The organism is Dyadobacter jiangsuensis (genome assembly GCF_003014695.1).
Lineage (GTDB): Bacteria > Bacteroidota > Bacteroidia > Cytophagales > Spirosomataceae > Dyadobacter > Dyadobacter jiangsuensis.
In genome coordinates this window covers 466997-490600 of sequence record NZ_PYAS01000005.1, presented here as the reverse complement: position 1 = coordinate 490600, position 23604 = coordinate 466997, and the positions used below count along the sequence as shown (strand labels likewise).

At 48.8% G+C, this 23604-nt stretch carries 17 protein-coding genes and 1 tRNA gene; 6 read left to right on the top strand and 12 right to left on the bottom strand.

The genetic code is table 11. The annotated features are described in order from the left end of the window. Nucleotides 1-631 precede the first annotated feature (631 nt). The 3 genes from CLV60_RS13255 to hpt all read right to left on the bottom strand — a co-directional run bounded on the left by CLV60_RS13255 (nt 632) and on the right by hpt (nt 2767). Nucleotides 632-715 (bottom strand) — tRNA-Leu (locus tag CLV60_RS13255). Nucleotides 716-799: 84 nt separating this feature from the next. Next, nucleotides 800-2200: an MBL fold metallo-hydrolase RNA specificity domain-containing protein gene (locus CLV60_RS13250; RefSeq protein ID WP_106595836.1), complete on the bottom strand. Its 1401-nt coding sequence runs from the start codon at nt 2198-2200 to the stop codon at nt 800-802. A gap of 39 nt (nt 2201-2239) precedes the next feature. After that, a complete protein-coding gene (hpt, locus tag CLV60_RS13245; RefSeq protein ID WP_106595835.1) occupies nt 2240-2767 on the bottom strand; it encodes a hypoxanthine phosphoribosyltransferase in 528 nt (175 codons plus the stop codon). A gap of 177 nt (nt 2768-2944) precedes the next feature. On the opposite strand from hpt, the gene CLV60_RS13240 reads away from it, so the two are divergent. Beyond that, nucleotides 2945-4171 (top strand): tetratricopeptide repeat protein, encoded by a 1227-nt coding sequence (locus tag CLV60_RS13240; protein ID WP_106595834.1) that lies wholly within the window; start codon nt 2945-2947, stop codon nt 4169-4171. A 38-nt stretch (nt 4172-4209) separates the two neighbouring features. On the opposite strand, the gene CLV60_RS13235 is transcribed toward CLV60_RS13240, so the two are convergent. From CLV60_RS13235 to prmA, 4 genes are all read right to left on the bottom strand, one after another. Further along, on the bottom strand, nt 4210-5610 hold the full coding sequence (locus CLV60_RS13235; RefSeq protein WP_262510556.1) for a dipeptidase: 1401 nt from the start codon (nt 5608-5610) through the stop codon (nt 4210-4212). 66 nt (nt 5611-5676) lie between these two features. Further along, entirely contained in the window at nt 5677-6327 is a 651-nt protein-coding gene (gene plsY / locus CLV60_RS13230; RefSeq protein ID WP_106595832.1) for a glycerol-3-phosphate 1-O-acyltransferase PlsY, read from the bottom strand. 154 nt (nt 6328-6481) lie between these two features. Continuing rightward, nucleotides 6482-11164 carry a hypothetical protein gene (locus tag CLV60_RS13225; protein ID WP_106595831.1) on the bottom strand — a complete coding sequence of 1561 codons (4683 nt, stop codon included), beginning with the start codon at nt 11162-11164 and terminating at the stop codon, nt 6482-6484. A 38-nt stretch (nt 11165-11202) separates the two neighbouring features. Continuing rightward, the gene (gene prmA, locus CLV60_RS13220) at nt 11203-12039 is read right to left on the bottom strand and encodes a 50S ribosomal protein L11 methyltransferase (RefSeq protein WP_170118771.1); all 837 of its coding nucleotides are present in this window, start codon (nt 12037-12039) and stop codon (nt 11203-11205) included. 209 nt (nt 12040-12248) lie between these two features. On the opposite strand from prmA, the gene CLV60_RS13215 reads away from it, so the two are divergent. Next, on the top strand, nt 12249-13376 hold the full coding sequence (locus tag CLV60_RS13215; protein ID WP_229210954.1) for an ATP-binding protein: 1128 nt from the start codon (nt 12249-12251) through the stop codon (nt 13374-13376). Nucleotides 13377-13420: 44 nt separating this feature from the next. Here the strand turns inward: CLV60_RS13215 and CLV60_RS13210 are convergent, their stop codons facing one another. Beyond that, entirely contained in the window at nt 13421-15235 is a 1815-nt protein-coding gene (locus tag CLV60_RS13210; RefSeq protein ID WP_106595829.1) for a glycosyltransferase, read from the bottom strand. A 389-nt stretch (nt 15236-15624) separates the two neighbouring features. Between CLV60_RS13210 and CLV60_RS13205 the strand changes: the two genes are divergently transcribed. Together CLV60_RS13205 and CLV60_RS13200 are read left to right on the top strand one after the other, a co-directional pair. After that, complete coding sequence (locus tag CLV60_RS13205) at nt 15625-17130, top strand: glycoside hydrolase family 10-like protein (protein WP_229210953.1); 1506 nt, start codon at nt 15625-15627, stop codon at nt 17128-17130. A gap of 2 nt (nt 17131-17132) precedes the next feature. Next, nucleotides 17133-18350: an NADH-quinone oxidoreductase subunit D gene (locus CLV60_RS13200; protein WP_106595827.1), complete on the top strand. Its 1218-nt coding sequence runs from the start codon at nt 17133-17135 to the stop codon at nt 18348-18350. Between the two features lie 73 nt (nt 18351-18423). Here CLV60_RS13200 and CLV60_RS13195 read toward each other — a convergent pair whose 3' ends face one another. Together CLV60_RS13195 and CLV60_RS13190 are read right to left on the bottom strand one after the other, a co-directional pair. Next, nucleotides 18424-19434 carry an aspartate-semialdehyde dehydrogenase gene (locus tag CLV60_RS13195; RefSeq protein ID WP_106595826.1) on the bottom strand — a complete coding sequence of 337 codons (1011 nt, stop codon included), beginning with the start codon at nt 19432-19434 and terminating at the stop codon, nt 18424-18426. Nucleotides 19435-19643: 209 nt separating this feature from the next. Next, nucleotides 19644-20228 (bottom strand): 5-formyltetrahydrofolate cyclo-ligase, encoded by a 585-nt coding sequence (locus CLV60_RS13190; RefSeq protein ID WP_106595825.1) that lies wholly within the window; start codon nt 20226-20228, stop codon nt 19644-19646. A gap of 115 nt (nt 20229-20343) precedes the next feature. Here CLV60_RS13190 and CLV60_RS13185 point away from each other — a divergent pair, with 115 nt between their 5' ends. Then, the gene (locus CLV60_RS13185; protein WP_106595824.1) at nt 20344-21555 is read left to right on the top strand and encodes an NADP-dependent isocitrate dehydrogenase; all 1212 of its coding nucleotides are present in this window, start codon (nt 20344-20346) and stop codon (nt 21553-21555) included. Nucleotides 21556-21669: 114 nt separating this feature from the next. After that, a complete protein-coding gene (locus CLV60_RS13180) occupies nt 21670-22917 on the top strand; it encodes a BamA/TamA family outer membrane protein (protein ID WP_229210952.1) in 1248 nt (415 codons plus the stop codon). Here CLV60_RS13180 and CLV60_RS13175 read toward each other — a convergent pair. Continuing rightward, nucleotides 22914-23384: a type II toxin-antitoxin system VapC family toxin gene (locus CLV60_RS13175; protein ID WP_106595823.1), complete on the bottom strand. Its 471-nt coding sequence runs from the start codon at nt 23382-23384 to the stop codon at nt 22914-22916. The genes CLV60_RS13180 and CLV60_RS13175 overlap by 4 nt on opposite strands. After that, nucleotides 23374-23589: a hypothetical protein gene (locus tag CLV60_RS13170; RefSeq protein ID WP_106595822.1), complete on the bottom strand. Its 216-nt coding sequence runs from the start codon at nt 23587-23589 to the stop codon at nt 23374-23376. The genes CLV60_RS13175 and CLV60_RS13170 overlap by 11 nt, the downstream gene beginning before the upstream one ends. Nucleotides 23590-23604 lie beyond the last annotated feature (15 nt).

Below are 23604 nucleotides of genomic sequence, written 5' to 3'. Positions count from 1 at the left end.
GCTTCGAAAGGCCGGAACGGGCGTTACCACTACTACCACTGTGTCGCTTCCTGTGGATGTCGGTACCCGGCGGGGCTCGTCAACGATGCCTTTGTTAGTGAACTACAAAAATTCACACCGAGAAAAGCGACGGCCGAAATATTCCGCCAATTAGTAACCGACGAGTTTTCGGATCAAGCAAAAACATCTCAAAATGAAAAGCGGCAATTGCTTAACAAAATTGATGAACTTAGTGCTAAGCTAGCAAAAGCCAGAGAACTTTTGTTGTCTTCAGATATCGATCCCAAAGATTACAAAACAATCAAAACCGAGATCGAAGAGAAACTATTGAGGCTGGAAGCAAGATTAACCGAGTTGACAAACGATGCCGGAGGTGTTCAGGGCCTTGATAAGATGATTGAAAAGGTGCTGGCAGTGCTTTCCAGGCTTGATAAGACCTATATCGGAGCGGATATCAAAATGAAGCGGGAAATTATTGGTTCGATATTTCCCGAAAAGCTCATATTTTCAGAAAGCGGTTATCGAACCGGAAAAATCAACGAGGTAGCTTCGTTTATCTACCAGATAAACAGCGATTTAGCTAAAATAAAAAACGGAACTTCCAGCGATTTATCGCAAAAGTTCCGTTTTGTGCCGAAGGCGGGACTCGAACCCGCACAGGATTGCTCCCTCACGCCCCTGAAACGTGCGTGTCTACCAGTTTCACCACTTCGGCCTGAAATCGGTGCGCAAAGATAGCAATCTTGTTTTGGACTTTACAAGCGTTTCAGGTTTCAAAAGGCGAAAAAATCTGAAAAATTTAAATTTTTACGCCTTCATATAGCGCCGGAATGTGGATTTTGCGGTATCCGGCCTTTTCGAGCTTCAATTTAAAGGCTATTTGCGTCTCGTACTCGCCGTGAACAAGGAACACTTCTTTCACGCGCTCGGGCTTCTGGCACGAAAGAAATTCGATCATCTCATTGTAATCGCCGTGGCCGGAGAAGGAGTCCATCGTTTCGACGCGGCATTTGACCTCGAAGCGCTCGCCGAAAATGTTCACTTGCTTGTCGCCACGCTTCAAAGCGCCCGCGAGCGTGTTCGCAGAGGCGTAGCCCACGAGCAGGATGGTAGAGTTCGGGTCGCCGATGTTGTTGGCAATATGATGCTTGATGCGCCCGGCTTCGGCCATTCCCGAGGCAGAAATGATAATGCAAGGTTCGTGGCGGTCGTTCAGCGCGATGGAATCCTGCACGTCGGAAATGTAGTTGAGGTACGGAAATGCAAATGCATCGCCGTCTTTTTCGATGTATTCAAGGATTTCGGGGTTGAAGCACTCATCGTGCTCCTTCATAATAGCCGTGGCGCGGATGGCAAGCGGACTGTCGATGTAGACCGGGATTTGCGGAAGCTGTCCGGCGCTCGAAAGTTGGTCGAGGGCATAAATGAGCTCCTGCGTGCGGTCGACGGCGAAGGCCGGGATAATGAGCTTGCCACGGCGACGAATGCAGGTCTCTTGAACGATGCGCAGCAAATGGGCGTGCATATCAATTTCCTTTTCATGCAGCCGGTCGCCATAAGTAGACTCACAGATGATGTAGTCGGCCTGCGGAAACTCTTCGGGCTTGCGGAGAATGCGGTCCTCGGGGCGGCCAATGTCGCCGGTAAACGTCACTTGTTTGAATGTCCCGCCGTCGGGGATACTCAAATGCACGGCGGCGCTGCCGAGCAAATGCGCAGCGTCGGTGAGGATTACAGATACTTCGTTGTTGTCACCCAAAAAGAACGTCTGTCCGTATCTCACCGTCTTGAAAAGCGATAATGCGTGTGCGGCATCTTCGGCGTTATACAGTTCTTCGAGTAACGGCCGGCCCTGCTTTTTTCGGCGTTTATTAATGCGCTCCAAGTCTTTTTCCTGAATATGGGCGCTGTCGAGCAGCATAATGCGGCAGAGGTCGGCGGTGGCGGCGGTGCAGTAAATCGGGCCCTTGAAACCCTTGCGCACGAGGCGCGGGAGCAGGCCCGAGTGGTCGATGTGCGCGTGCGAAAGGATCACGTAATCGACGTCGGCGGGTTTGAAGCCAAACTCCTGGTTGAACTCGTCGGTCTGGATGCCTTGGAAAAGGCCGCAGTCGAGCAATATTTTCGTTCCTTTTTCGGTGGTAATGAGGTGCTTGCTTCCGGTTACGGTGCGTGCGGCGCCAAAGAATTGGATAAGCATAAAGGTTGGGAATTTAGAACGTTGTTGAAAAAAGAGGGGTCAGGCGAGAACGTAGATCGCGTCGAGGTTACGCCCGATTCCGTCATAGTCGAGGCCGTAGCCGACCACAAATTTATTTTCGATTTCGAAGCCCACATAACGCATATCAACCGGCGTTTTCAATGCTTCCGGCTTGTGCAGCAAAGTAGCAATTTCGACGGATTTGGGCGACATTGCCTTCACTTTTGTGATCAGTTGCGACATCGTAAGCCCTGTATCTACAATATCTTCAATGATAATCACATCGCGCCCTGCAATGCTGGCGTCCATCCCGATGATCTCACGCACCGAGCCAGTGGAGGAGGTTTGGGAATACGAAGAAAGTCGTATGAAGTTAATCTCGCAGGCCAGCGAAATATTCTTGACCAGCTCACTTGCGAACAAAAACGCGCCGTTCAGCACGATGATGAACACCGGGCAAGAATCCGCGTAATCAGCATTAATGCCGACTGCTAATTCAGTAATACGTTTTTCGATCGTTTCGCGCGAAATAAAGGGGACAAATGTTTTATCCAGAATGTTAATCATAATTTTGAAGTGCGAATCAAGTTCCAATGGCTGGGCGGACTGTTGTTCCGCCGGGTTGTCGGCCGTTGAATGGTGTCAAATACTCTGAGGATCAATATTAACTCTTTTTTTAAAAACCGGGCCGCTGATAAACGCAAAATCTGAACCGGGCGTTAATAGAACAGATTTACCCCTGCTATGAGAAGATCAGTTGTTAACATAATCATATTCTGCTGCTTAACTGTAATTACAAGCCACATTGCGACCGCGCAATTATATTCTTCGGCCGAGCTGGACAAGAAGTATGCGATGGTTCTCCAAAATCCCGGGGTACAGATCGAATCGACCGAGGCGATCAATAAATTGTACAATTACCAGTTCTATGAAGCGGATGCGGAGTTCCGGTGGCTCAAATACCGCTACCCCAAACACCCCATGCCCCATTTTTTGATGGGCCTGGCCGAATGGTGGAAAATTGTACCGAACACAGAGAACGAAGCTTACGACAAAACCTTCCTCGCGCAGATGGATTCTACCATTACGCTGGCGGAGGAGTTGTACGATGATCAGGAAAATAAAATCGAACCTGCATTCTTTCTCGCAGCCGCTTACGCATTCAAAGGCAGGCTTTATGCCGAGCGCGAAAGTTGGGCAAAAGCAGCATTTGCAGGGAAAAAATCATTGAAATATTTCGAACAATGCAAGGGTAATGGTGACCTTTCGCCGGAGTTGCTCTTTGGTGACGGCCTGTATAACTACTATGCCGAATGGGTGCCCAAGGAATACCCGATACTGAAACCGATCCTCGCGCTTTTCCCGAAAGGCAATAAGAAACTCGGCGAGCAGCAACTGGAAAAGGTGGGTAACAATGCATTCTACACGCGCGTAGAGGCCCGGTATTTCCTCTTGCAGATTTACAGCATGGAAAACGAGTACAGCAAGGCGTACGAAATGGCCAAATACATGTGGCAGACATTTCCGAACAATCCCTATTTCGAGCGGTATTTCTGCCGGACGGCATTTGTTACCGGCAAAATGGCCGAAGCGGAGCAGGCTGCGCAGAATATTATTACAAAAATCAACCAGGGAATGCCGGGTTATGAAGGTGTTAGCGGTCGGAATGCTGCTTATGTACTGGCTTATTACAATATGAATTACCGCCACGACTACGACGTAGCGGGCGAATACTACAAGAAGGCGATTGATTATTCAACGCAAACCAACTCGATGAATGCCGGGTATTATGTTTCCTCATTACTGGGCTTGGGCAAAATCGCAGAGCATAAAAAAGATTACGACGAGGCATTACGCTACTACAAACTCGCCGATGACCGGGCCGATAAAAAATCCAGCCAGGATAAAGAAGCAAAGGCGGCGATCGCGAATTTAAAAAAGATGAAGCGGGAGCAGAGGAGACGGCGTTAAAAGGAAAGAGGTGACATTGCTGTCACCTCTTTCCTTTGTTACTTCTTCAATGTCGCATAATGTTTGAAGAAAAGCGGAATGGTCTCAATGCCTTTGTAATAGTTGAACAACCCGTAGCTCTCATTCGGCGAATGCAATGCGTCGATATCCAGCCCGAAGCCCATCAAAATACTCTTGCAGCCCAATTCCTGTTCAAACAGCGCTACAATCGGAATGCTGCCGCCGCCGCGCGTAGGGATGGGTTTCTTGCCAAATGATTCTTCCATGGCCAGTTCGGCTGCGCGGTACTCAACCGAATCCGTCGGTGTGACGTAAGGCAGGCCGCCATGATGCGGTACCACTTTCACTTTCACAGATGCCGGAGCGATCGATTCGAAATGCTTCGTGAAGATTTCACAAATCTCGTCGTCGTTCTGGTGGGGTACGAGACGCATCGAGATTTTGGCGTGCGCTTTCGATGGCAGGACGGTCTTAGCGCCTTCGCCAATATAGCCTCCCCAAATACCGTTTACGTCCAGGGTGGGGCGTACGGAGGTCCTTTCGATAGTCGTGTAGCCCCTTTCGCCCGTGACGTCGTCGATATCGAGGTCTCTTTTGTATTCTTCCAGATCAAACGGAGCTGCGTTCAGCGCTGCGCGCTCGGAGGCGCTTAGCTCCTGCACTTTGTCATAAAAGCCCGGAATGGTAATGTGGCCGTTCTCATCTTTCAGTGAAGCGATCATTTCGCAAAGGACGTTGACCGGATTCGCTACGCCACCGCCGTATACACCTGAATGCAGGTCACGATTGGCCCCTACCACTTCCACTTCTACATAGGTCAGTCCGCGCAGACCGGTTTCAATCGAGGGAACATCGTTAGCGATGATGCTCGTGTCGGAAATAAGGATCGTATCGCATTGCAGCATTTCCTTGTATTTTCGGATAAATGTCCCCAGGTTCGACGACCCGATTTCTTCTTCCCCCTCGATCATTACCTTCACATTGCACGCGAGCGTACCCGTAGCAAGCATGATTTCAAGCGCTTTGATATGCATATAAAACTGCCCTTTGTCGTCGCAAGCTCCGCGTGCGTAAATGCGGTCGTTCTTGATCACCGGCTCGAATGGGGGCGAGTTCCAGAGTTCGTAGGGATCTGCTGGCTGCACATCGTAGTGCCCGTAAACGAGCACGGTCGGTAATGCAGGGTCGATGATTTTTTCGCCGTAAACTACCGGATGGCCTTCTGTTTCGAAGATTTCCGCGCGGTCGGCACCGGCTTCGGCGATCCGATCGCGCACATATTCCGCCGCTTTGAGCATGTCGGGTTTGAACTTCGAATCGGCACTTACCGACGGAATGCGGAGCAGATCGAGCAATTCGTTCAGAAACCGGTCGCGGTTCTTTTCAATATATTCTTGCATTGATTGGTTGTTTTTAGTCTTTACTGAATCGGCGGTCAAGTTAAAAAAATAACCCCTAAGGTTGTGCCTCAGGGGTTGGGATTAACAAGGGTTAGATTAAGAATATCAGCTCCGCGCTTTCGATTTCGCGAAAATATTCACGCGGTTTTCGTTGCCGTTGAGCAGGCGGACAATGTTTTTCTGGTGTGTAAAAACGACCAAGACAAACATTACAAACCCGAAAACGACCAGCAACGGCTCGGGATGCCCGAAGGCGCCTGTCCAGGAAAGTACCGGGAACGCCAGCGTCGCGAGGATCGAGCTCAGCGATACGTACTGAGATGCTATTAGTGTCAGAATAAATATGGTGATGCAGACGGACGCGAGCTCGGGGTGAATGGCGAGTACCATTCCGAGCAGCGTGGCAATGCCCTTGCCGCCTTTGAAATTCACGAAAATAGGGAAGATGTGGCCGATGATGGCGATGATCCCGAAGATGATCTTGTACATCAGGAGCTCGGTTTCGCCGATTTCGTTCATATAGAAAAGCATGGAAGCGAGGCACGTGGCCGTCCAGCCTTTCAGTACGTCGATGAGCATTACAACTGTCCCAGCGCGTTTGCCTAATACCCGAAACGTGTTGGTGGCACCCGCGTTACCGCTGCCGTGTTTCCTGACATCTATTCCGAAATACCCAATGCCGTACCAGACTGAACTTGGGATGGAACCCAGCAAATAAGCAGCAACAATCGCAACTATTAATAAGGCAACACTCATTTTGTACTATTCAAAGATAAATTTAAATTACAAAAAGTTTTTCTCAAAAATACGATAGTTGGAGGATTTTACAAGCGAATGTGGTGTAAAACTACATTTCAGTATAAAATTTTTCAAAAATTAGCAGAAACTATTGTAAATGCTGCTAATGACCTTAGAATCCTTCTGTCGGTTCCGCTTTTTTCTTCTTTTCTTCGGCTTGGGATGGTGCTGCCTTCTTCTTCGCAGTTTTCACGAGCTTCGCTTTCTTAAGGGCAGGCTGGTAGAAATCGTCGAAGCGGTTAACAAACATATCCTTCTCTTCAGTTCCAATACTCACCAGCGTCATGTCCTTGGATTTCACGTTTTTAGACTTTGCGACGATCTCGTCATTGAAATCCAGCATCGAAGAAACGACACCGAGCTCACCTGCTTTCAGATCAAAATAGTACCAAACGTCCGGTGACGCTTCGAGGTACAAGCTAAACTCATCGCCTTCCACGCCGCGGCGGAGTTCAAGCACACCGGTCATTTGCGCATTGATATTGTTACGTCCGAAATGCGACACGCCGATAGGCCCCTGCGAGTAATACGCGTTATGCACGGGCGACCAGTGTAAGTTCACATTCGAAAGTACCATCGGCATATCCAGCAGCGGCGAAGCTTCGAAAATCGGTTTATAGCCCCCGGCCGTCAATTTCATGTAAGCATCTACGCCTTTCGGGCCGATTAATGCGGACAGTTTGCGGTTTAGCTGGTCGGGATCGTCGTCGGCAGCTGTACTATTGGACTCTGCCAAATTCGTTTCAACAATCTTGGCAGCCAGCGTAGGTGCGATAGGTGTGAGAGCAGGTGCATTGAAGAGCAACATCGTATTGAAACGGAATTTGGAGCTGTCTACCTGCACTTCGGCGCTGCCGACCGTTTGCAGCCAGTTGGCTTGCATAAGCTTGAATGGCCCTGCGAAAGAAGCGAGGCCGGTTTTATCGTCAAAGCTTAATGCGCTGCCTTCGTCGATAAGGCCATCGGCACCTGGCGGCGGGTTCACGCGGAATGCCTTTTTATCCTCATCATAGCTCAGGTTCCCTTGCGCCTGGTAAATATCCTCGTCGCCATCCGAATCCTTCGGCGAGAGGAAGCTCATATACATACCTTTCGCTTCATTATAATGCAGCCCGACCGATAGCGGAATCTCGTGCTCGTTTTTAAGGTCTTTATTAATTTTAATGGAAACCGATTCGCCCGGAGAATCCTGGTACACGATCCAGGAACTCTGGAAGTCTTTCCGGAACTTGATCACCGGTTTTACAAAACCATCCAGTTTCAGCGAAGGCTCATAGGCAACGAGGTTAATCGCTCCTTTGTATTGAATGCGGGGCGAAAGGAATAGATTTTCGGCTTCTTTAATGTCTGCGCGTGCGGTGGTATAATACTTAACGCCCGGAGTGGCTGCCTTATCCTTCGGTTTGCGCTTCCCTTCTTCGCCCGCGCCTACTTCCACGAGCTCGAAGTTCTGCATTTTGATATTGAATGTATCCTTCCGCGCCGTAATGTACTGGTAAGTGGCCGAGCCTTCGAAATGATTGCGGGAATCAATGCGGATGTCGGCGTCACGCAGGTGGTGCGAAACATTCAGCGTATCGATCTCAATCCGTGCCTTTTTCAGCGGAACGATCTTGCCTTTGCTATCTACGGCCACCATCCCGCGGTCTGGGATGATTTTCACGTCAGCCGTTTGAATAAAAGGTACGCCCCGGATGTTCAAAGTCACTTTTTCAATGTCATAAATCGCCTCGGAGCCGTTAAAAGTCAGACCTTCCTGATCGGGATCCGTGGAGGTGTAGGAAGAGGTTTCTCCTAAACCTTTCATCAGGATCGTCTTCTTGGTCATATCCCATTTGGCGCTTCCGATAAGCGTCTGGTAGGAAGCTGTCGGGATTTGCATTCCCGAAGAGTCATTTCCAAAACCCGATTCGTCGGTCACGAAGTTGGCAATGCCGGTTTTGAAGTTAAAATCAATATTGACATTGTTTCCAGTCAGCAGCTTTTTGGTAGATTTCACATCCCCGCTGTTGATCGCAAATGCCGATTTGTTAGCCAGAAATCCGTCCTTGTTGAATTTGATATCGGGTGAAGTGAGCTCGGAATCGGCCCGTTTCAATTTGCCATTTCCATACAAACCCGTCGAACGCAGCAATAAACTACCTTCCAGATTGGTAGTACCCTGGTGGAATGCGAAGGATTTGCCCGTAGTGCTGATAAACATGCTATCCGCATTCGGGTACCATTTCAATGCATAATCTTTCAACGCTACGGCCGGGAAATAGCCCTTACCAATTGTGGCTTCCTTAATGCTCGCCAGATCGCCGGTCGCCATGAGCGAATCGGATGTAAGGAGGACATTCTTGGCATTCATCGAGGCCGACAGGTATTTCAACACCGCTTTGGAATGCAAGCCGGTATTGTCCATTGTCAATGTATCCGTAAACTTCGCCAATGCTTTGCCTTCGTACAGTTTCACGTCCGTAACCGGTGGTTTGTAGTCGAAACCGAGCGAGTTATCCGGCATGCTCTTCAAAATGGTCTGAATAGGCGGGATAATGCCGTTGGAATTAAATGTACCCTCAAAAATGACGTCGCGCTGGTCGAGGCCATCCATATCGATCTTGGGAATTTTGAAAAACACCTCCCGCGGGTAAAGCACGGTCCCTCGTTCGGGCTGGTCGAAATAGACGATCATACCGTCGGGCACGACCAGCCTGGGCGATTTCTTGATGCCTTTCTGGATCCCCGACTTGTTTTTTGGATCGCTGAGGTAGAACGTACCACCTTTTTCATACTTCACGTGCCCGCCGACTTCGCCTTTCTGTCCTTTGGCAAACTTTTCGCGAGGCGTAAAGGTGATCGAATCGGACGGTGCCACATTCACGAAAAACTGGTTGTAATCGAATTTGATATTCTGGCCGCGGAACTGGTAGTTGGATGCAACCATCTGCCCATTCAGCGTGAAATTGCGGTTTTTGCCGATGATCACCTTCTTATCGGATGGAACCGCATATATTTTCAACGAATCGCTGACGATAAACCGGGAAACACCGAGCACGGTGAGCATGGTATCGGGCAGGTAAATCGTTGCATTAGCCGTCTCGTCGTTGGCTGCAAACTGGCCGCTCACCTGGAAATTGTCATAATCGGCCTTATCCAGGTTCGCGAGGACATACATCACGCCCTTTTTGCTCAATGCGTACTCATCGGTTGCTTTATTGTAAATGAAATAGTCGTCGAGCGTAAGCCTCTGCAATGCATTACGGATGATCGTCGGGTTTTGCTTGAATTTGGTAGCTAATTCTTCCGGAAGGAAAGACGTTTTTTTTGTCGTCTGTGCATAACTCGCAGCCATAATCAGCGGCTGGAAGCCAAACTCCTTATTAATCTCCCTGAAACGCTCTTTTTTGAAATAATCGAAGGATTCGAGGCGAACGGGTACCTCTGTTTTACCATTAATCCGCAAAAACTCCACTTTATCTGTTGGGAAGCGCCAGCGCATAGCCTGCGACCAGATATTCATTTTGTGGTAAGAATCGCGGTAGGGCAGCGGGCCGTAGTCGGTTTTGTCCATCCGACCGAGCCTTACGAGCCCTTCGTCGTCATTGTATTTAAATGTAACACCCGGGTGTATCAGAGAATCCCCGCCGAGCGGCATTGAATACTGGGCCCAATTGGCTGTAAAAACGGAGTCTTTCAACGCAAATCGCTTGCTGCGCGCTGTGAAAGCGGCTTTCTCCTGGTACTTGACATTAATGGTGGAGTATTTGTCGTTCAAAGCGGAGCTGTACCGGTCCAGACCAATGAGCGAATAGCCGCCTTTGTAATCGATATTCTTGCGGACTTCTTTTAGTTTAGCATCAATATCATTCGAAACGAAGCGCGGGTACTGTGCGGGCTGGCCCTTGATGCGTTTCACGCCCCGGTATTCCACCGTTCCTTTCACCGGCGCAGCCAGGTAGTTGTCCGAATGCAGGGTACTGTTTTCGGCGACCAGTTTGGGGTGGTTGATATTGAATGAATAAGCGTCAAGGTCTGCGTAGATGCTCGAATCACCAGCTGTTTGCCAGGTAAACTTGCCGTTTTTACCAACAAACACCCCATCGCGCAGCGAAACACTGCCATTTGCCGGCCCGAAAACAACAGAATCTCCCCCGGCGACCATTGCAAAAGTGGCGTTTTCAAGATCCATTAACGGCCCTGCGATAATCGGGAGCGAAGCAGATTTTGAGGGAGCAATTACGTAGTTGGAATCTACGGGCGTATCCCAGCCGTCGTTGGCTGCCTGTGTTTCCTTGGCTACGGTCGTGTCCGCTTTGGTATCGAATCTGTATTTGAAATTTCCTCCCAGCAAATAGAGCGTATTATAATTGCTGGCGTATAATTTGTTGCTTTCGGTAATCGGCAGGCTGGTTTGCAATACCTTTTGGAAGGTTTTCGCATCATATTTTTCTCCGGCATTGGCCGCTACATCGAGGAAGCCATCGAGCTTATCCGGCGATTTTTTGGCCAATGCCTGGGTATTTCTGATGAGCAAGGCCAGTAGTGGCCCTCCTTTTTGTCCTTTCGCCACCTGCGTTTTGACAATCGCAATGAATTTCGCCTGCTGTTGCGCATTAATGCCCGATACCCAGACGCTATCCAGCTGGGCCGTCGAGCGGATGAATTGCGGATTCCGGCTGCCGTCCATGATCTTCCGTAACTGCGGCATAAACTGTGCAGGATCATCCGACAGTTTGACCCCTTGTGCAGTTGCGTGTTTTCCGATAAAAGTCAGCAGGTAAAGCAGTATAGCAAAGCGAAATATCTTCATGGTTTGTAGCTGTTAGCTTTCAGCAATTAGCTAATGGACTATTTGATCTTTTCAAAAACAACGGTTGCCCATTGGTTGCGCGTATTGGAGCGGAGCTTTTTCAAGCCGTTTTCCGCGGCGCATTTTTCAATATCAGCCTGATCGGTTTCATAAAATCCACTGGTAACCAGCCAACCGCCGGGTTCCAGATGTTTTACATAGGTCGGAATTTCCGCCAGCAGGATATTCCGGTTTATATTCGCCAGGACTCCTCCGAAAATTTTCGCCTCCGGCACATCCTGAATCGTACCCTGGAACACCTCCGACTCCTCAGCAAGCCCATTCATCGCGAAATTCTCCCGGGTATTTTCCACGGCCCATTCATCGATATCAAAACCCAGCAAATGCGAAGCGCCCAGTTTGTGTGCGAGAATTGCCAGGATTCCCGTCCCGCACCCTACATCCATAATCGAAAGACGTTCATGAGGCAGGCTAAGTTGCTCGTTCATGACCAGCCACGTCGTTTCGTGATGTCCCGTGCCGAACGACATTTTGGGTTGGATCAGCAAATCGTATTTAAAAGAGGGATCGGGCTCATGAAACGTTGCCCGCACGCGTACCTGGTCACCTACCTCGATCGGCTCGTAGCTTTTTTCCCATTCCTCGTTCCAGTTTCTCCTTTCTAACGATTTCCACGTTGCGGCTATTGTCGTTAAATCCAGGTATTTGGCGGTTAAATCGTGGATTGCCTGCTCGTTAAAATCGGCCTCCTGAATGTAGGCGAGCAATCCTTCGTCGGTTTCCACAAACGATTCAAACCCCGCCTCGCCCAGCTCCGCCATCAATATCTCCGAAAACTCGGGATCCACTTTCAAATCCAGTTCGATGTAATTCATTGTAATTGGTTATTGGTAAAAATTGTGTGGTGAAGGTGTTGAAAATTTTCAGGAATGCAAGCAGATGGCTTGTAAGGATTGTTTTAAGCATCAAGGTCAGTACTAGGATTTCAGAATTAATACCGGTAATTTTAAATTGAATTTTAAAATAACGGGCTTAATTTCAAATTATGTTTCCCAGAACTATTGAAAAGGAAATAATTGAGTTGATGTCAGACACCGCGGCGATAGCGTTGCTCGGTCCCAGACAGGTTGGCAAAACGACGCTTGTTAAACAGCTCGCTACCCAATTTCCCAACCCCAGCATTTACCTTGACCTGGAATCGGACACTGACCTCAACAGATTGCGCGATGCCGAACTGTATCTCGGAGAGCGAGAGGAGTCCACTATCATTATAGACGAAATCCAGCGCATGCCTTCACTTTTTCCGTTGCTGAGATCACTGATCGATAAAAAGCGTACCCCGGGGCGATTCGTTCTGCTGGGATCCGCCTCGCCCGACTTACTCAAAAATAGTTCGGAAACGCTGGCCGGACGCATCGCTTATCTGGAACTACATCCGCTGACGTTCGAAGAAGTCAAAGAAAAGGTGTCTTATCGTGAACATTGGCTGCGCGGCGGATTTCCCGATGTTCTGCAAGCAGCATCGGACAATTCTGCATTTCGAAAAATGGGGGATTTCATCAGTACTTATCTCGAGAGAGACCTGCCTTTATTGGGTATTCCGGCCAACCCGCGTGACACACGCTTGCTTATGAATATGCTCGTAAGCGTGCATGGAAGCTTGCTGAATGTGTCACAGCTGGCCAATTCGCTCAAAATGAGTGTTCCGACGGTTCAAAATTATTTGGGCTATCTGGAAAACGCTTTTTTAATCAGACGGTTGCAACCGTGGTTTGTGAATATCAGTAAAAGACTGGTCAAAACGCCTAAACTATACATTCGTGACAGCGGAATGCTTCATTCGCTAGCCGGAATTACGGATTCCGAAGAATTGGCAGGGAATATTCTGCTGGGCAACTCATGGGAGGGCTATGTAATACAGCAAGTGATTGCTAGCCTGCCTTACAATATCCAATCTTACTTCTACCGCACGCAAGATGGTGCAGAACTGGATTTGGTGTTGGTAAAAGGAAATAGTGCCCGGGTAGCGATCGAAATCAAATATACCAACAGCCCGGTATTAAGCCGAGGCAATACGTTCGCGCAGCAGGATCTCGGAAGTCCGCCGTTGCTGGTCGTTACGCCTTCGGCAGAGGATTATAATATGAGGGAGAATGTAATGGTTTGTAGCATTGGAACCCTGGCAGAGCATTTGAAAAAGCTTCTAAAATAAAAAGCCCACCGATTTCATCGATGGGCTCCATAAATATATCCAGCCTATGGCTTCCTTCGCTTCGCAGCCAGATCATGCGCCGTGTCATAATACGACCTTAGATTCATCCAGTCAAACACATCCGAAATGTTCTCAACGCGGTTCCGCTGCATGATGCGGTCGCGACGTTGCATTCGCACGAATTTGAAGAGGATGTCGGCAAGCTGGTCGGCGGCTTGCGAGAAGGTCTGGGATTTGCGATTGATGACGTAAATGCCCCGGTTCTCGTAGTCACGCATGATTTGCATGATGTAATCGCCGAAACCGGAAAGGTCACTGGTGACGGTCGGAACGCCACGGACAACGCATTCGAGCGGGGTGTAACCCCACGGTTCGTAATAGCTCGGGAAGACACCCAAATGGCAGCCGCGTACAAATTGGCCGTAATCCAGACCGAACAACGGGTTGGTCGAAGCGATGAAATCGGGGTGGTAAACGATTTTCACGCGATCGCGCTCGTTGTTGACTAGGTTCGCGCGCTTGCAGAAATCGGTAATACCATCTTCCTGTTTGAGATCGTGCGTGACAAATGCAGGGAGCTTGTCGGTTTTCCAGCTCTGGATGGTCCTTCTCAGACGCAACCGCCAGTATTCGTCCACAAACTCGTTCAAATCAGGCATTTTGTGGTCGGCACCAGAAGCGGTGGCGAGAAAGAGCTTCTCACCGACTTCTTTTTCGATGGCCGTACAAGTTTCCTGCAACTCATTCAGCACCGCGCGCGATTGCAAAACATCGGGATTGACCGACGTATAGGGCTGTTTCGTTACAATGAACATCACCACCGTCATGTCCATATTGGCCTGCACCATTTTCCAGTTCAGGCGTGCGAGCGCTTCCAGTGTGAGGTCGTAACCTTTATTGGAATACTCATAACGGCCCGACGTGAAAAAATAGAGTGTCTTATCCAGATCGAAAGAGTAGCTGGGAAAGAAATGCCCCATTACAAACTCGTGAATGCGCTCTTTATGCTTTAAGTGCAGGTTCTGGAACTCGTGCACCGCCTGGAAGCGCACTACGTTGAGGCCGTTCGGCGTAACAAGGTCGGGCATGCGGCCGAGGAAAACTTCGCATTCGCGGGCGGTAACGTCGCTTACCGTCGTGAGCACATGCGCATTCAATGCAGCCTGGCGTTCGATCGAGCATTGCGCCAGGATACCGTAGTTTTTAGCTTCCTGCTCCCAGTCGAAGAAAGGGAGTTTGTTATAAAAACCCGATACATTTTGTGCAAGGTAGCGGCCCAGCATCGTGGCGTGCGTCGTGAACGTCATAGCGATCTTGACATTCTCGCGTTTCAGCTCGGGAAGCCCGGTGCTGGCCATCCATTCGTGGAATTGTGCCGAGATCTCTTCGCGTTTGGCATTCTCTTCGGCATATTCTTTCAGGAATATACGTACGAGTTCGCCAAAGCAGAGCGTCTGATTGACAAGGTGTTCGACGTTGATCGTCGGGATCCGGTTTTTTTCCCAAAGGTTAAATTTGATGGCATCGAGCTGGTTCATAATGCTGTCGACGTCGAACAGCACCACCCGGGGCTTTCCGGTCACGAGCCAGTAGCCATAATACACCGCGAAACCCATATCACGCATCCGCTTGACGACGCGCCCTGCCGGGGAATCGTCGAGATCGTGAATCATTTCAAATTCGGAAGACGCTTTCTTTTCGAAATAAGGCCCAAGGAGAAAATAGTTCTCTTCCCATTTCTCAACCATCGCGGGGACCTTGGTCCTTATTACGGTATATATCCCTCCAACTTGATTACAAACCTCCCATGCAACTTCGAACAGGACGTTTTTCTTAGTGGTTTTGACAAATGGTTCCAATTAGGGTACAGTTTAAGCGTTACTAGGGTATTTAAAGGGATTTTGCTTCCGGTTATGTCACAAAAATCCTTGTTATTACACAATAAATATGCAGAAAAATAATTCAGAATAACAACACTTGAATGTTTGCGTACACAACCGAAAAGCCGGTTTAAAACATCATTCCAGCGTCAAAATATAACTAAGTCAAGAAAAGGGCATTGGCGCCCATTTTCATATACCTATCCAAATCAAACCGTTATTGCTCGAAATTAAGACGGTTGTCGGCTAACTTTGTTCCAAAATACGTTACTTTGGTTGGATTAACATTTTGCATTGGTCAGATAGTGAAAAAAATTAAAATTGTTGCGCTTTCCTTCGTTCTTATCACGTTTTTGCTGGAAAGTTGCATGGCTCAGAGCGCGGAAACAGAGAGTAATCTGCCCCCGAAGAGAGAGTTTAGAGCGGTCTGGATTGCCACTGTCGACAATATTGATTGGCCAAGCAGCAAGACCCTTCTCCCGGAAGAGCAGCAGGAGGAATTCTCTGAGCTGCTTGATTTTCACAAGCGGGTAGGGATGAATGCGGTGTTTGTACAGGTGCGCGCAGCAGGGGATGCTTTCTATGCCAAAAGCCCCGAACCGTGGTCGGAATGGCTCACGGGCGTGCAGGGGCGTAAACCCGAGCCTATGTGGGATCCGCTCGACTTCATGATCACCGAAGCGCACAAGCGCGGCCTTGAATTTCATGCCTGGCTGAACCTCAACCGCCTGGTGCATAAATCTTCCAAGAGCGTTTCCGCTGAGAATATCAGCCGGCTGCATCCTGAGTGGATTCTGACGTACGACGGTTATAAACTCTTCGATTTCGGGATCCCGGAAGTGCGGAAGTTCATTACCGACATGACGGTCAACGTTGCAAAAAACTATGATGTCGACGGCATCCATTTCGACGATTATTTTTATCCATATGCCGCCCCCGGCCAGGTGATCCAGGACGATGCGACGTTCCGGAAATACTCCGACGGCTACACCAACAAGGCTGATTGGCGCCGCCATAATGTGGATTTGTTGGTAAAACAGATTCACGAAGCACTGGAAGCATTGAATCCGCGACTTAAATTCGGGATCAGTCCATTCGGTGTGTGGCGTAACAAAGACCGTGACGCAGAGGGCTCGAAAACTTTTGGAGCGCTGGCATCCTATGATGATCTTTTTGCGGACAGCCGCCGTTGGGTAAAGGAAGGCTGGATCGATTATATCGCGCCGCAGGTATATTTCTCTTCCGGCTTCAATAGGGTTCCTTATAAAAACCTCGTGGATTGGTGGACTGAAAACCGTTTCGACAGACATTTGTATATAGGTATGGGTGCCTACCGCGTCGGGAATAAGGACAAGGACTCGCACTGGTCGAATCCTGCCGAAATACCGAACCAGGTTCGCTACTTCCGTGATAGCGAGGCCGACGGGTCGATTTTTTTCAGTTCCAGATCGCTGAGGGCTAACAGTCTGGGTTTTGTGGACTCGTTGAGAAGGGACCTTTTCAAATACCCCGCATTGATCCCGACCATGCCGTGGAAAGATAAAGTTCCTCCGTTGTCCCCCAAAAGCCTGAAAGCCACACTGCTTTCCCGCGGCATTGAACTCACCTGGGAGCAGCCTGATGAAGCCTCGGACGGCGACAAAGCCTGGTACTACGTTATTTACCGTTTCCCGCCTGACGAAAAGGCCACAGCTCACGACCCGCGTCGTATTCTCGGAATGTGTTACGAAGGCGAAAAATTCGTAGATATGACTGCCGAAGCGGGCAAAAGATATGTTTATTATGTTACGGCAGTGGATCGCCTGCACAACGAAGGCCGGCCCATCGGTCCGTTGCGCGTGGAAGTACATGATCAGAAGCTAGTCAGGTTTTAGGTATGAGCAATTCTATCCAATACGAATATAAACCGGAGCATTTCATTGCTTCGGCGCCTACGAAATACAACTCCGAAAACCTTCGCACGGAGGAGATGGTGCTCAATATGGGCCCGCAACACCCGTCGACGCACGGAGTATTGCGCCTCGAAGTGGTGACGGACGGAGAAGTGGTGATCGACGTAGTGCCGCATTTGGGCTATTTGCACCGGTGTTTCGAGAAACACGCCGAGTCGCTGCCATTCAACCAGATCATTCCATATGTCGATCGCATGGATTACGTGGCCGCGATGAACTCGGAGCATGCCTATGTAATGGGTGTGGAGCGAATGCTGGGCATCGAAAACGATATTCCCAAACGCATTGAATACATCCGTGTCGTAGTCGCGGAGCTGAATCGCCTGGCCTCGCACTTTGTCGCGCTCGGCACGTACGCGATGGACATAGGTGCGTACACGCCCTTCCTGTGGATGATGCGCGACCGCGAGCAGATCCTGCGCCTGCTCGAATGGACGTGCGGCGCGCGGATGCTGTACAATTATATATGGATAGGCGGGTTGTTCTACGATCTGCCAGTTGGTTTCGAGGAACGTTGTGCAGAGTTTATCAAATATCTGAAACCCAAACTGACCGAATTGCAGCAGTTGGTGGTGGATAATAAGATATTTATCCAGCGGACGGCCAATGTTGGTGTATTGCCTCTGGACGTAGCTATTAATTATGGCTGCACAGGCCCAATGCTTCGTGGTTCGGGTTTGAGATACGATTTACGTAAAGTCGATGGCTATTCGGTCTATCCTGAGCTCGATTTTGAAATACCTATTGGCGAAGGAAAGCTCGGAAAAGTGGGGGACTGCTGGGACCGTACCTGGGTACGCGTGGTGGAATGCTGGGAATCGGTGAAAATCATTGAGCAGAGCCTGGTACAATTGCAGGGAGATCATAAAAGAACCCGCGATTTTGATCCGCAGGCCATTGTTCCGAAAAAGATCCGTCCGAAAGCGATGGATTTTTACGTTCGCGCGGAGAACCCGAAAGGCGAGCTGGGCTTCTATTTCCGTACCGACGGCCGTTCTGATATTCCCGTTCGCTGCAAGGCGAGGGCCTGTTCCTTCAATAACCTCTCTGTGATTGGTGAAATATCAAAAGGCGCATTGCTGGCCGACCTGGTTGCTGTCATTGGCTCGATTGACGTAGTAATGGGAGAGGTCGACAGATAAGTTCAGATTAATATATAAATGCAAAGAGCCGCATTCAAGCGGCTCTTTGCATTTATATAATGTACTTCGGAAATTATGCTTCCGCAGCTACTCCTACGAGGTCGTGTTTCGTCAGGAACTCGGCGATCTGAACCGCATTGGTAGCAGCACCCTTGCGCAAGTTATCCGCTACGATCCACAGATTCAGTGTTTTAGGCTGAGATTCGTCGCGACGGATACGGCCTACGAAAGTTTCGTCCTTGCCGTGAGCCGTCAAAGGCATTGGGTACAATGCATTTTTCGGATCGTCCTGTACGATTACGCCTTCGGTTTCAGCCAGGATCTGGCGTACTTCGTCCAGGTCGTATTCATTTTCGAACTCGATATTAACAGCCTCAGAGTGACCGCCGATCGTAGGGATACGAACAGTAGTAGCGGTTACCGCAATGCTGTCGTCGCTCATGATCTTTTTCGTTTCGTTCGTCATCTTCATTTCCTCTTTGGTATAACCGTTATCGAGGAACACGTCGATATGCGGCAGCACGTTCAGGTCGATCTGGTGCGGGTATACTTTACCTTTGCTGTGATCGCCGGCGCGCTCAGAGAACAATTGATCCACAGCAGCCTTACCGGTTCCGGTTACCGACTGATAAGTGGAAACAACCACACGTTTGATTTTATATTTTTTGTGCAACGGGTTCAGCACCACCACCATTTGGATGGTAGAGCAGTTCGGGTTGGCAATGATTTTGTCTTCTTTCGTCAATTCACCTGCATTGATTTCCGGAACCACCAGTTTTTTGGTTGGATCCATACGCCAAGCCGAAGAGTTATCCACAACCGTGATGCCTGCTTCTGCGAATTTCGGTGCAAGGGCGAGGGAAGTGCCACCGCCAGCCGAGAAGATCGCGATCTCCGGTTTGGCAGCAATCGCATCCTCGAAGCCGATCACCTTTATCTGTTTACCCTTGAATGTAACTTCCTTACCAACAGACCTTTCAGATGCGACGGCCAATAGCTCCGTCACCGGGAAATTACGCTCTTCGAGCACTTTGAGGATTTCGCCGCCCACCAAACCGGTAGCGCCTACTACTGCGATTTTCATTCTTGCATTAAGATTAAAAATGGATAGAATATGATTTACTCTTTGCGACAGACATACAACGCCCTCGCGAAAAGTGCCGCAAATTTACGCAGTTTTTTAGAATGATACCGGAAAATCAACCATTAATGCATTAAAATTCAGGAAGGAAGGATTAAAGCCCACATTTCAGACTAGTTTACTAGGCTTTTATATCTTCAAAATTTCACCATTCAGTTTTTGAAATCGTACGTACGCGTCGGCGTAATGCACAAGTCAAGCGGGATGTCGTATTCATCAACATCCTGTATTTCATCCACTTCCTCGAATAGCGAAAGACCCATTTTGATGCAATCAGGGCGGGTTTGAGGTAGAAATCTGTCATAATAGCCCCCGCCATAACCGACCCGGTAACCTTTGCGGTCAAACGCAAGGAGCGGGACCAGAACGATGTCGATTTCTTCCGGCCGGACTTTTTCAGAGCTGACAGGGTCTGGCTCCGGTATTTTCCATTGATTTACCACCAAATGTGTGAAAGGTGTCACCAGAAAATGCTCCATTTCTCTTGTACCAGGGATGATGTACGGCGCGGCAATGCGCATAGTCGGGAATGTGATGCGGAAGGATTCAATGATGAAAAACGTATCGATTTCGCGTGAACCGAGTTGCGGCAGAAAGGTATGGAGCGTTTTGAAATGCTCATCCTGTACATATTTTTCAAGATTCTGCGTGATCAGGGCATTTTTTTCAACGAGCCAGCGCTCGTCCGCTTCTTTTCTTTTTTGTAAAAACTCCTTTCGCAATGCGGCCTTTTTCATCGGGGACTATTGTCTTTTTGGGGATGTATCAGAGGAAATTTCGCCTTTTTATTCTATTGTTCGTACTTTCACGGTCTGATTTCAAAATCTTTAACTATTGTATAGAATCTAAGACATGAGCAAAATTAAAGTTGACAATCCCGTCGTAGAACTGGATGGCGATGAAATGACCCGCATCATCTGGAAATTTATCAAGGAAAAACTGATCCTCCCTTACATTGACGTAGATATCAAATACTACGACTTGGGTATCGAGTACCGCGACGAGACCAATGACCAGGTGACTATCGACGCTGCCAACGCGATCCGAGAATACGGCGTGGGTATCAAATGTGCGACTATTACACCTGATGAAGCACGTGTTGAAGAATTCGGTCTGAAACAAATGTGGAAATCGCCAAACGGAACCATCCGTAACATCCTCGATGGTACTGTATTCCGTGAGCCGATCGTAATGAGCAACGTGCCTCGCCTGGTTACCAACTGGACTGCACCGATTATCGTAGGTCGTCACGCATTCGGTGATCAATACCGTGCTACCGACTTCGTAGTTCCTGGAAAAGGTAAACTGACCATCAAATTCGAAGGGGAAGACGGACAAGTGATCGAGCACGAAGTGTACCAATTCAAAGGTGCCGGTGTAGCGATGGGTATGTACAACATCGACGAGTCGATCCGTGGCTTCGCGCGTTCATGCTTCAATGTGGCTTTGGACAAAGGATGGCCTCTGTACCTCTCTACCAAAAACACGATCCTCAAAAAATACGACGGTCGCTTCAAGGACATTTTCCAGGAAGTGTACGAAAACGAATACAAAGGAAAAGTACATTACGAGCACCGTCTGATCGACGACATGGTAGCTTCTGCATTGAAATGGGAGGGTAACTTCGTATGGGCTTGTAAAAACTACGACGGTGACGTTCAGTCGGATACTGTTGCCCAAGGTTTCGGTTCACTGGGTCTGATGACTTCTACATTGGTTACGCCGGACGGCAAAACAATGGAAGCTGAGGCCGCACACGGAACTGTAACCCGTCACTACCGCGAGCACCAGAAAGGCAAGCCAACTTCTACGAACCCAATCGCTTCCATCTTCGCATGGACACGTGGTTTGGCGTTCCGTGGTAAACTGGACAACAACCAACCGTTGATCGACTTCTCAGAAGCGCTTGAAAAAGTGTGTATAGAGACTGTGGAAAGCGGAAAAATGACCAAGGATTTGGCTGTGGGTATCTACGGAAACGATGTGAAACACGGTGATCACTACCTGTACACAGAGGAATTCCTGGAAGCTATCGACGAAAATTTGAAAGCTGCTTTGGCATAATAACCACATTTAGTGGTACAAAGCCACCGGTTTCGCGAGAAGCCGGTGGCTTTTTTTGTGGCGGGTACTATTTTAATATATATTACTAGGAATGTACTTAACAAACCCGACCCAGTGATCAAGGCTTCTTACATCATAACCGCGCTCATTATGCTGACCGTGAATGGTTTGCAGGCCGGGAGTTATGTAATCGGAAGCCAGGCCGCTCGTCAGGACACCGTGAGTACTGCGGATTCGGCCCAAAAGGTGATGCAAAAAGACCTGATCGATGTGCTCAGAAAGTGGAAATCGAAGGACAAATCGGATTCGGTACGCGTTCCGAAGATTCGCTCCGGTAAGCCGATCTTCTCCCTCGTACCCGCGGGCGGGTACACGCTCTCGTCCGGGCTCACGGGCTCGCTCAATGCGAACATCGCATTCTATACCAGCAACCCCAAAACGACCAATATTTCGAGCATTACCACCAATTTTATTTACACAGAATACAAGCAAATGACTATTCCGGTCCAGGCCAACATCTGGACGAGGCACAATAACTACAACTTTGTGGTCGACTGGCGGTTTTTCAAATATCCGCAGGATACCTATGGGTTGGGTATGGATTCTAAAATGACCGACGCCACGGGCTTGAAATATAAGCATTTGCGCTTGCACCAGACGGTTTTGAAGAAAATCGGCAAGTCGTTTTTCGTAGGGCTCGGGTTTGCCTATGACAAAAGATGGCAAATCATGCAGACGAACAAGGAGGAAAAGCTGAATCAGGACATTAAAGATTATGGATTAGGTCACAAATCATCATCCGTGGGACCCTTGGTTACAGTTGCTTACGACAGCAGGACGAACTCCATTAACCCGCTGAAAGGCTTTTACAGCAACGTTCAGTTCCGTCCGAACATGACCGCGCTCGGAAGCACCAACAACTGGCAATCCGTCGTGATCGACGTCCGCCGCTATTTCAACTTCCCTCAGGGTAGCCAGAACACCCTTGCATTCTGGAATTACAACTGGCTTACCATCGGCAAGCCGCCATATCTCGACCTTCCCGCTACCGGCTGGGACCCGACGACCAACATCGGCCGGGGTTACATTCAGGGCCGTTTCCGCAGCACCAATCTGCTCTATTTTGAATCCGAATACCGCTTTGCATTGACCAAGAATGGCCTTTTCGGTGGGGTTATCTTCGCCAATGCGCAGAGCGTTTCCGATTGGCCATCGAAAAGCTTCCGAAAAATCGCCCCTGCGGGGGGCCTGGGCATCCGTATAAAGGTTAATAAGACGTCGGGGGCGAATATTGCGATTGATTATGGGTTTGGAATGGATGGGTCAAGGGGGTTGTTTGTGAATTTGGGGGAGGTGTTTTAAGTTATTTGCAAATCTGACATTGAGCTGATAAGTTGGATCCCTTCCTTTTTACACGCGTCGGAAAAGTCTTTGACATCATAACTTGCCAATGCATTAATTGAATTCAGTTTGCAATCAGCAAGGATCAATGCGTCATTAGGAAGCAAATTGTATTTGGACATCATTTCCAGAAATACGGTGGTTATTCCTGGTTTTAATGGAGTTGTTTGAAATACATCCAGAAAGGGTTCAGGGTTATTTTGCTGAATTATAGCCCCGATATTTCCATCCTCCTTCACAGATCTCGGCGACTTTCCGCTCTCAATTGCGAGTAGGTAATATGTGTATTCACTCAGAACAGTGGAGTTCACGAATAAGCTCGACGCCTTATCGCTCATAAGGTAGAAAAGCAAATCGGTTTTGGTTTGCTTCTCAAATTCTACCAGAATGGAACTGTCAATGAAAATTTTCCGATGGTTATTGCTCATGCGGGTCCAAATCTCCTAAGTCAAAATTGGTTGGTTTTGATCTTTTGAGGTATTGTTGAGCAATTTTAAGTCTTGATTCGGCGTCAATTTCAGGCTGCACTAACGGGCGAATGATTACCTCGACCGGATCATCCGTAAATGTCTCCGGGAGAGATATGCTCAGTTTTCCATTTTTAGGTTTCTCAACTAATCTCAGCGCATTCATCCTGATCTTCTTTTA